The following is a 10553-nucleotide window of genomic DNA, read 5'->3' as shown; positions in this document are numbered from 1 at the left end:
TTAATTCACCATTGCCATATTTTAGAAACGGGTAATGAATCTTATCGATTTAAACATCGTAATTAAGAAATAATAAAAGTGGATCACTTTTAAAGGATCTTTGTGGTTCAATTTTGGAAGATCATTGACACATTATCAGCGATATCAATAAGATGATCATCAAAATGATGATTTTTAAAGCTATTGAAGCCGGAGGTAAAGCGATGGGATTTGATATGTCGTTTATGAAAGGCTTTGCCACCGGCGGCTATACCGGAGACGGTGGAAAATACACTCCGGCAGGGATTGTGCATCGGGGTGAATATGTGATCACCAAAGAAGCCACTGCCCGTCTCGGACTGGATTATCTCAATTACCTCAACTACGGTGAACGGGGCTTTTCCAGTGGTGGCGGGGTCGCCGTGCCGAGAGTGCCAAGTATGAATAGTCGGTATAGTTCACAGCCAAATGTGAGTGTCAATGTGATCAATAATGGGAAGCCAATGCAGGCGGAGGTCAATACAGCACAAAGTGGTAATGATCTACAAATTACTGTCGAGTTAATCGACAAAATTGCTGATCAACGTTATCGTCAAAATCAAATGAAGGATTTTAGAACAGGTGGTCAGTTATCTCGGTATGCAATGTAATTCAGAGGTTAAATTATGAATAACACAATTAATGCACGCTCTTTAAATAATAGAACGATTTTAACCATCATTATCGCTGTTTTATCAGAAGAACAACGAAATAAGGTCATAGCACTATTATCAGAGTTAGAAAGCAATATAGCTAAAAGTAATAATGAATCAGTACCACCAGTATTAGATGATTTACAAGACTTTTTGCATTTGATCAAAAATTCAAAATAGGGGAGGAAAATGACATTACAGCACCTACCTTTCTGCCCCCAACCGGGTTTTACGGTGGAAAACGAACCCCGCCGCAAAGTGAATCAGTTTGGCGACGGCTACCAACAACGGCGGGCAGACGGACTCAATCCTCTATTGCGAAAATATTCACTGACATTCAACCTCAATTCCCAACAAGCGGTCATTTTAGACCGCTTTTTTGCAACTCACGGGGCGGTAACTGCCTTTTATTTTCGGGAGCGCCATCAAAGCTCACTGATTAAAGTGGTCTGCCCGAAATGGACAAAAACTGTCGGCAGAACCCATATTCAATTTAGTTGTGAATTTGAGGAGGTATTATGACAGCCAATATCACCGCAAAATTTCAGTTAGAACTCGCCAAACTGGAGCAAACGGCGTTAATTGAGCTATACGAAGTCGATTTTCGGGGCTTGTTGGATAAAAACGGCGATCGGGGTGAACTCTACCGTTTCTATGCCGGCAACAACGCATTAAACCAGCCGATAGTGTGGCAGGGCAACCCTTACACCCCGTTTTTAGTCAAAGCGGAAGGCTTTGAATTATCGGGGCAAGGTCCAAGTAACCGCCCGACCTTAACCGTCAGCAATTTTGACGGCTTTATCACGGCATTGTCGGTCAATTTCGATCAAGGATTGGGCGCGGTAGTTCGTCGGCGGCAGGTCTATGCCCGTTTTCTTGATGCGGTCAATTTCAAAGACGGCAATCGGGAAGCCGACCCTCAACAAGAGCGGGTCAGCTACTATATCATTGAGCAACTGACCACCCTGACGGCAGAAGTCGCCACCTTTACCCTTGCTCTGCCGACCGAAACGGACAATGCGGTCATCAACCCCCGCACGATATTAGTAACGTGCGGTTGGGTGTATCGCTCGCCGGAGTGTGGCTACAACGGCCCGGCAGTCGCCGATGAAAAAGACCAACCGACCACCGACCTCAAAAAAGACAAATGCTCCGGCTGTCTGCGCGGTTGTCAGCTCCGCAACAATACCCGCAACTATGGCGGGTTTATTGCGGTGAATAAGTTGGGTTGATAAACCGAGATTTGACCTTATTTTGTTTTAGTCGTAAAATAAAAAACAGGGAACGACTGCAATCGTCCCCTGTTTCCAGCGAAATCTACGTTAAGCCAGCCGTGTCACCTTTGAGTAACAGGCAAAGTAGAATAACGATGATAAGCATAACAATACGTCTCATTGTTTTTATCTCATTCGTTAGTTGAACAAATGGATCTACCCAAAACAGCCCGACAGGTGGTAGCTGGCGGACTGTCTAGCAGATCCGCCTCTGCTCAAAGAGCATTAAACACAGTATAACAGACAAGCCCATTCGGTTAAACGCCCGATGGGCTTTTCTTTTTTCAAAGGATATTAAAATGCCAATCCCTGACCCGCTAAAACACCAAATTATCACCTATTGCCAAACCGCAGTGCCTGATGAAGCCTGCGGTTTTGTCATTTTGAGGTATCAGACCAATGAGCCGGTATTCCTGCCCTGCGAGAATGTGGCAGCTGATCCCGAAAACTACTTTGAAATTGCCCCTGACGATTTCGTGCGGGCGGAGCGTCAAGGTGAGATTATCGCGGTAGTGCATTCCCACCCCTTTGGCGAAATGCGGTTATCCGTAGTTGATCGGCAAATGCAGGATAACTGCCGTCTTGATTTTTGGTTAGTCTGCGACGGCGAGTTGCAGATTTTTCCGACTATCCCCCCGCTTGTCGGGCGGGAATTTGTTCACGGCGAGCAAGATTGCTACACCCTGTTTCGGGATTTCTACTTCTTAGCGGGGGTGGACTTACCTGACTTTGAACGCCCTGATGAATGGTGGCTGACCGGCAGGAATCTCTACCTTGAGAATATGGCACGGCACGGCTTCAAGCGGTTAGATAAGGGTGAAAATTTGCAACTCGGCGATGTGATTTTAATGCAGGTTGGCGCAAATGTGCCGAACCACGCTGGCATCTATTTGGGCGATCAAGTGGTCTTGCACCACGGCCCGAAACGGCTCAGCAAACGGGATTTATACGACGGCTATTGGCTCAAGCACACTCACAGTATTTGGAGATTAAACGAATGGCACTTATCACAGTTAGATTTTACGGTCGCCTTAAAGCATTTGGCGACCACTTTCAATTAGACGTACGCGACACGGCGGAGGCAGTGCGGGCGTTAGTAGCACAGCTTCCCAACCTGCGCCAACAGTTACAACAGGGCTTTTATAAAGTCCGCATTGGCAAACACTATTTAAACCCCGAAGCCCTTGAACAAGGGCTTTTTTATCGCCTGAAAAAAGGAATGTCGTTGCATTTTACCCCTGTCATTAAAGGGGCTAAAAAAGCGGGGTTGGGTATGTTTGTCTTAGGCGTTGCACTCATTGGTGCTTCATTTTTTGTGCCTGCGGCAGGGTTATTTGGTGGGCTGATTACCAAAGGCGGGTTATTTATGTTTGGTGCGTCAATGGCGTTAAGCGGGGTGGCTCAAATGCTCACCAAAACCCCGTCAATGGGCGGCGTAGGGGATAGCCGTGAGAAAAAATCCTCCACTGCCTTTGGCAACCTACAAAATATGGCGGCACAAGGTCGCCCGATACCACTCGCCTACGGGCAAATCCGCTGCGGTTCGATGATTATCTCGCAAGGAGTCGAGACGGTTGATGAAGTCGATGGCAACAGTCGTCACGGCGATAATCAAACCGGCGGCAGTGCCTCAACGGGTAAACCGTCCGTTTGGGGGGTAGGCAATGCGAGGGGAAATACCCCGACCGACAGTACAGCTTCTGCCTCACACCACGATCATTCGTCTGATGAAGACAGACACCGTAGCACCGAACGGGAAGAAAAAGATCGTGCAGAACAGGATAAACGCGAGCGGGAACGCAATTCCCGAATGGCAAGAGACATTTTCTAGGGAGACACAATGAGCGAAGAAGTACGCAGCAAACAGCTAGTCAGTATTGTCGAGGTGATTTCCGAAGGGGAAATCGCCGGCTTGGTGGACGGCTACCGTTCGATTTATCTAGATAATACCCCGATTGAAAACATCACCCGCGGCAAAAACTTTGAAAAAGTCGAGGTCGATCAACGTCTCGGTCAAGCCCGTCAATCGGTAATGAGCCGGTTCGGGCAAACCGAAAAAGAAATCAGTGTCGGCACGGAATTAAAACACGGTATCCCGCTCACCCGCACCATTACCGACCCGAAAGTCAATCGGGTACGGCTCACTTTAGGAGTTACGTCGTTATTCAAACAAGAAGATGACGGCGGCGACAGTGCGCAAAGTGTCGATTTTAAGATTACTATTGGGCAACAGATTGAATATTTAACCATCAGCGGTAAGCACCATTCACAATATCTGCGCAATATAATGCTAGGTCATCTGCCCGCTGTGCCGTTTACGATTAAAGTCGAACGGGTACAACCGGACAGCGACAGCCTGCGGTTGCAAAATAAAACCCTCTGGTCTGCCTATACCGAGATTATCGACACGGCATTTGCTTATCCGCATACAGCGTTGGTCGGCATCAAGTTTGATTCCCAATACTTTGCCAATATCCCGACCCGCACCTATGACGTGTTGGGGATTAAGGTAAAAGTACCGAGTAACTACGACCCGATTAGACGCATCTACACGGGCTTATGGGACGGTACTTTTAAGCTCGCGTGGACAAACAACCCGGCGTGGATTTTGTATGATTTGGTCACCAGCAAACGCTACGGATTGGGGCAACGGCTCGGCGAGTTCGGTGCGGATAAATGGGCGTTATATCAAGTGGCGCAATACTGCGACCAACTGATACCGGACGGCTTCGGCGGCAAAGAACCGCGTTTTACCTGTAACGTGTGGCTGACCGAACAGCGTTCTGCCTATGAAGTCATCAACGATATTTGCTCGATTTTCCGCGCAATGCCGGTGTGGAACGGCACGGAGCTGACGGTGATTATGGACAGACCCGCCGACCCGGTCTGGACGTATACGGCAGCCAATGTGATTGGCGGCTTTTCCCGTCAGTATTCGGCAATGAAAGCCCGTCATAATGCCATTCAGGTCGAATACCTTGATGCCGACAACAACTATGAAAAAGCGATTGAGTATGTCTCAGACGATGAGGCTATCCGCAAATACGGCTTAAATCTCAAGAAAGTAACCGCCTTTGGTTGCACAAGTCGCGGACAAGCGCACCGTACCGGCTTGTGGATTTTGATGACCGAGAAACTGGAAACCGAGTCCATCACCTTTAATGTCGGGGCGGAAGGGTTAATGCACATTCCGGGCGATATTATTCGAGTAGCGGATACCCAATATGCCGGGGCGAATATCGGTGGACGGGTGTTAGCGGTAAATGGTCGTACCCTCACCCTTGACCGTGAGATTACCCTCAGTGGTAACAGCTATTTTCAGTATATCAACGGTGAGGCAAAGCCGGTCAATATCAAAATCAGCCACGCCAACGGCAATACCGTTACCCTCGACCGTGTGCCTGCCGGTTTAAGCGTGAACGGCGTGTGGAGCTTAACCACCCAGCAGATTAGTTCGCAACTGTATCGGGCGATGACGATTAGCGAAAACGAGGACGGTAGCTACACCATTATGGCGTTGCAGCACGAGCCGCAGAAAGAGGCGATTGTCGATAACGGTGCGGTGTTCGAGCCGAGAAACACCACCCTACACCGCACGCCGCGCCTTGAGCATTTGGACGTGCAGTTAGATGCCGGCAGCGTCAAATTTGCGTGGCAGACCACCTCCGGTATCGGCACTTTGACGTATGATGTGCGGATATTAAAAGACGGGAAACTCTATGCCTACCACAAGGGCTTAACCGGATTAGAGTTGGCACTCGACGATTTACCGGACGGCGAATATGAGGTGGTGATTATCGCCAAAAATGCCCAAGGGCAAGTGGTAAGCGAAAAAACGCAAACCTTTGTGATTAACCGACCGCCTGTCCCGGAAGAGGTGATGGTCTCCGGTGGTTTAACCGATGTTACGCTGTCGTGGAAATGGTGGGACGATGCTACTCAAACGGAAATTTGGGCAAGTGAAACCAACGATATTTTGACGGCTAAACGCCTCGCAAAAGTTCTAGCAAGCACTTACACCCACAATGTCGGCCCACGCAAAACCCGCTATTACTGGCTACGCCATACACGCGGTCAGAACAAGGGGCTTTTTTACCAAGAGCAAGGGCTGAAAGCGGAAACGGCGGTCGATATTGATGAAGAATTGCGGGTGCTGAATGAAAAGCTCTCGGAAAATATCGTGGATAAAGTGTTTGATGTTGCCGCCCCTGCCCGTGGATTGGAACTGGTCAAAACGGTGGACAACCTGCCGACCGAGTTTATCGGCCACAACACCATTTATGTGTTAGCTGACGGCAAGCAGTATAACTGGAACGGTTCGGCGTATATCGGGTTAATGAATGCCGGTGATATTGTCCCGACAGCGCAATTGGACACCGATCTGATTATGCAGATTAACGGAAACAGCTACGCTATCAGCCAAGAAGTGCGAGACCGTCAAACTGCATTAGGAGATGAAGCGACCGCTCGTACTCAAGCCTTACAAGCAGAAGCGACCAACCGAACGAAAGCGATTCAGGCGGAAAGCAGTAAGCTCACCAAAGCGCTACAGGACGAAGCCCGTACGCGCGGGACGGCGATAACCCGCTTGGAAAACGTCGATAAACAGCAGGCACAGCAGATTACACAGGTAACAACCAAAGCCGAACAAGCCCTCACCGGCTTAAGTGCAGAGCGTCAAGCCCGCATTCAAGGCGACCAAGCGGAGGCAAACGCACGCGAGGTCTTGACTACCCGTGTCTCTGCGGCAGAAAGCGGTATTACCACACTTCAACGCAGTGTCGCCAATCAAACTACGGCTTTGAGTGAAGTCAGCCAAACCCTCACGGCAAAATTAGATAATTTGCAAGTAGGTGGACGGAATTTGCTGCGCCACTCAAACAGACACTACACCGGCAACCGTTATATGACGAACTGGCCGCTAAGTAAAGTGCCTGACGTCGGCGAGCAAGTTACGGTAACGTTATGGGGAGAACTGGCAGCCGACAGACAAGGCTTTGGGGTTTATAATACCCACGGCTACCGAGAATTAGCTAAACTCAATAAAATCCGTGACGGCGTGTATTCTGCCACATTCACTTGGCGAAATCCGCTTAATGAGCGTGAGGAGAAAGACAACGCTTTATCGACACACCTGAATATTTACGCTTACCCAAGAAGCGTGACATCAGACAATACGATTAAGCAGGTTAAGCTCGAAATCGGTAATATTTCGACCGACTGGACACCCGCGCCGGAAGACTTGGACACTACCGTTGCAAACATTGGGGCGGAACTGACCGCTTACAAAAGCACGCAAGCGGGCAAGGAACAAGCCCAAGCCACACAGCTATCGGGACTAACCTCTCGTCTAGGGCAGGCAGAAGGGAAAATCACGACCACCCAACAAAGCTTAAGCGAGCTCAACAGCGCGACTACGTCGCAGTTAAACACACTGACCGGGCGAATGGGCAATGCCGAAACCTCGTTGAATACCATTCAACAGACTAAGGCAAGCAAAGAAGAAGTTGCCAGCCTTGCCCAACAGCAGTTGCAAGCTGTTTGGCAGGCGGATACCCGCACGGCGATTGACGGTATTCAGGTGGGCGGACGGAATTACCTTGTCGGTTCGCACCCTGTTGCCGATTATTGGCGATTTACCAAAGACAGTCGCTCAACTGCGCGCGGTCAGATTGACGGTGCGTTGATTTGGCAGGGGGGCTCGGACAGTACAATCAAATGGAAACAGTGGCAATGCTGCGGTTACGTTTTAAATGGCGCAACGCCTAATCCGTTGCTTAACACGATTGAAAACGGGCAGACATTTACGCTTTCATTTGAAGCTCAAAGCAGTGCGGATACCCGGCTGGGTATTGCACTGGCGTATGATGTCACACAAGGTGCTCGGGTCGATACGGCGAATCACCGAATGACGATTACGGCATCAAGCCAGTGGGTGAAATATCAGTTTACCTTTACCGCTAATCGGGATAAACCAGCACACTACAAAGGCTCACGCTTAATTTTTAATGCCGACAGCCTAATGGCAGGACACACTTTCAAACTGCGGAAAATCAAGCTTGAAAAAGGCACAGTAAGTACGGACTGGACGCCTGCACCGGAAGATACGGACAGCGACATTGCAAAAGTCTCTGCCAATCTGACTGTTTACCAGCAAACCCAAGCGACCAAAGAAGCTGCCACAGCCCAGCAACTGACGCAACTCAACGGACGTGTCGGGCAAGCGGAAGGCGGGTTATCGGATTTGCGCCAAACTATCAGTAATGCGACTTCGGCAACGGCGGAGCAACTTCAGACGCTAAGTGCCAGCCTGAACAATTTAAGTGTCGGTGGCAGAAACCTGTTAAAAGGCTCTGCTGTGCCGTATTCGGCAGACGGTTACTCCACTCGCTATGTACTCACGACAGCACCGAAAGTCGGTGAGGATGTGGTGATTACATTATGGGGGGATTTGGGCGAAGGGCGCACGGGCATTGGTGCATATAACTCACACGGGTTTAATGAAATCGCCCGCTTGGAAAAAATTGCCGATGGGGTGTATCAAGGTAAGGGAAAATGGAAAAAGCCGATGAACGGTAACACCGAACGTACTCCAAATGATACCCACTTAAACGTCTATTTTTATCCGCGTGAAGCGACCTCAACCAATACAATTCGGCAAATCAAGCTTGAAAAAGGCACAGTAAGTACGGACTGGACGCCTGCACCGGAAGATACCGAGACGGCACTCACAGGCATTCGGGCGGAGGTTACCGCCGCCAGCCGAACTGTTGCCGAACTCAATGACAAAGTACGATCCACCCATACGATTAAAGCGCAAGCGATTGCCGGTGGTCGTACGGCGATTGCGGGGATTGCGCTAGGGGCAACTGCCGATAACCGCACCGCTGAAAGCTCGGTGATTGTGATGGCCGACCGTTTCGGTGTCGTCAAAAATGCCCAAGACGGCACGGTCAAGCCGATGTTTAATGTGGTAAACAACAAAGTCGCTATTCACGGGGATTTGGTCGCAGACGGTTCCATTACCGCCACCAAACTGGCTGCAAATTCTGTAACCACCGGTGCATTGCAGGCAGGTGCTGTTCGTACCGAGCATTTAGCCGCCGGACAAGTGTCGGCGGATAAGCTGGCGATTGGATTGGGTGGTAACTTATTAGTGAACCCGACTTTCCTACCAGACAAAGACGGACGACCATTTGGTTGGGGAGAACACGCAGGCGGTTGGCATAATGGCTCTCTCCAACTGGGCAGTGGCGGTGAATGGCTAGGCGGAAATATTGATGCCAAATTTGAACGCTGTTTGAACTGGGACAGAACAGCACCTAACGGTTATACAGGTTGGGCAGTTTGTGTGGCACAAGATGTGAGTGTGCTACCGGGCAAGCGCTATATATTCTCGTTTTATGGCTCACTTCATTCCGGCACAATGCGGGTCAATGCCGAGAAAACCGACCACACAGGACGATATCTTGGTGTTTTACCTGCGATTAGCCGACATCAAACCCAAACCGGCGCAGGCAATATGCATAATGGTTTAGCCAATGCGACACGCTTTTCAATCACCTTTGTCGCACCGGACACGGGGCGGGTGAGGCTGATTGCCGGCGACTGGGGACAAGGGCGGCGTTGCTTAATTATGATGCGGGCAATGTTGGAAGAAGTACCGGATACAATTACGCAGCCGTCTCCGTGGAAACCGGGTGGGCTAACGATGATTGACGGTGGGCAAATTATCACTGGTTCTGTCACAGCACAACAGATTGCGGCAGGCTCTATCACAACTAACCACCTGACAACCGATGCCGTAGCCGCTAATCATATTCGTGCCGGTGCAATTAATGCTTCTCACCATATTCAAGCCCGTTCCATTGGGGCAGAGAAATTGAATATTCAATCACTCTCTGCTGTCAGTGCCAATCTTGGGCACGTTAAATCGGGTTATATCGAAGGTACGACAATTACAGGCGCTGTCATTAATGGCGGAACTATCAATGGGGGAACGATTAAGGGTGTTCATATTGAAAGTGCAACAGGGCGATTTACCGGTGCGTTGGAAGTCACTCAGTTAATAGGCGGAAATATTTACGAGGTTGTTGAAAGAACCCTACAAAGAACGGGACATTCAAGACGATATTCAAATATCAGAACGAGCTACGGCTCCCACGAATCAGGCACGCTCTTTGAATATCGAACGACAATCCATTTGTTTCCGGCAAAATCAAGGCGACTATTAAATATAGATGGCTATGTACTGGAAAGTAATGGGTTAAGGAGTCCTACTTACTACTTCTTAAATAGCGGTAGTAATATGTTTAATCAAACGAATTTGGATAACGGTCGCTATTATGACAATACCCAAAAAAGAGAGTTTTTCGTTCATTCTTCTGTTGGGCATATTTCAGGTGGTGTTGTAATTATTCCACCAAACGTTAGCGGACAAATTTCAATTGGCTATTGGGGGAATGGTGAAGGAGGTCAAACATTCGGAATAAAAGCTACCATTACAGTAATGTCAAATGCTTCCCTTATTAACATAGGGCTCTAACTTCAACCGACCGCTTGCAGTCTCTCTCAAGCGGTCTTTTTTATATCATTAACCACAAAACAG

6 protein-coding genes and 1 pseudogene are annotated in these 10553 nt (G+C 49.1%); all 7 read left to right on the top strand.

Annotation, left to right across the window (positions count from 1 at the left end; genetic code table 11):
- Positions 1 to 230: 230 nt before the first annotated feature.
- Positions 231 to 629: pseudogene (locus E4T80_RS02395) on the top strand (tape measure protein); the annotation flags it as partial.
- Between the two features lie 15 nt (positions 630 to 644).
- Positions 645 to 851, top strand: coding sequence for a hypothetical protein (locus tag E4T80_RS02390; protein ID WP_135054601.1), 207 nt, complete (start codon positions 645 to 647; stop codon positions 849 to 851).
- 9 nt (positions 852 to 860) lie between these two features.
- Positions 861 to 1193, top strand: a complete 333-nt coding sequence (locus E4T80_RS02385; protein ID WP_135054599.1) for a phage tail protein — start codon at positions 861 to 863, stop codon at positions 1191 to 1193.
- Complete coding sequence (locus E4T80_RS02380) at positions 1190 to 1903, top strand: phage minor tail protein L (protein WP_135054598.1); 714 nt, start codon at positions 1190 to 1192, stop codon at positions 1901 to 1903. Before E4T80_RS02385 ends, E4T80_RS02380 begins: the two co-directional genes overlap by 4 nt.
- A gap of 341 nt (positions 1904 to 2244) precedes the next feature.
- Positions 2245 to 3006 carry a C40 family peptidase gene (locus tag E4T80_RS02375; protein WP_135054596.1) on the top strand — a complete coding sequence of 254 codons (762 nt, stop codon included), beginning with the start codon at positions 2245 to 2247 and terminating at the stop codon, positions 3004 to 3006.
- Positions 2943 to 3776: a tail assembly protein gene (locus E4T80_RS02370; protein ID WP_322783246.1), complete on the top strand. Its 834-nt coding sequence runs from the start codon at positions 2943 to 2945 to the stop codon at positions 3774 to 3776. The genes E4T80_RS02375 and E4T80_RS02370 overlap by 64 nt, the downstream gene beginning before the upstream one ends.
- 9 nt (positions 3777 to 3785) lie before the next feature.
- A complete protein-coding gene (locus tag E4T80_RS02365; protein WP_135054594.1) occupies positions 3786 to 10490 on the top strand; it encodes a phage tail protein in 6705 nt (2234 codons plus the stop codon).
- Positions 10491 to 10553 lie beyond the last annotated feature (63 nt).

The sequence above is a fragment of the Muribacter muris genome, assembly GCF_004569585.1.
Taxonomy (GTDB): domain Bacteria; phylum Pseudomonadota; class Gammaproteobacteria; order Enterobacterales; family Pasteurellaceae; genus Muribacter; species Muribacter muris.
The sequence above is the reverse complement of the archived record's forward strand: the minus strand, read 5'-3'. Positions and strand labels throughout refer to the sequence as shown.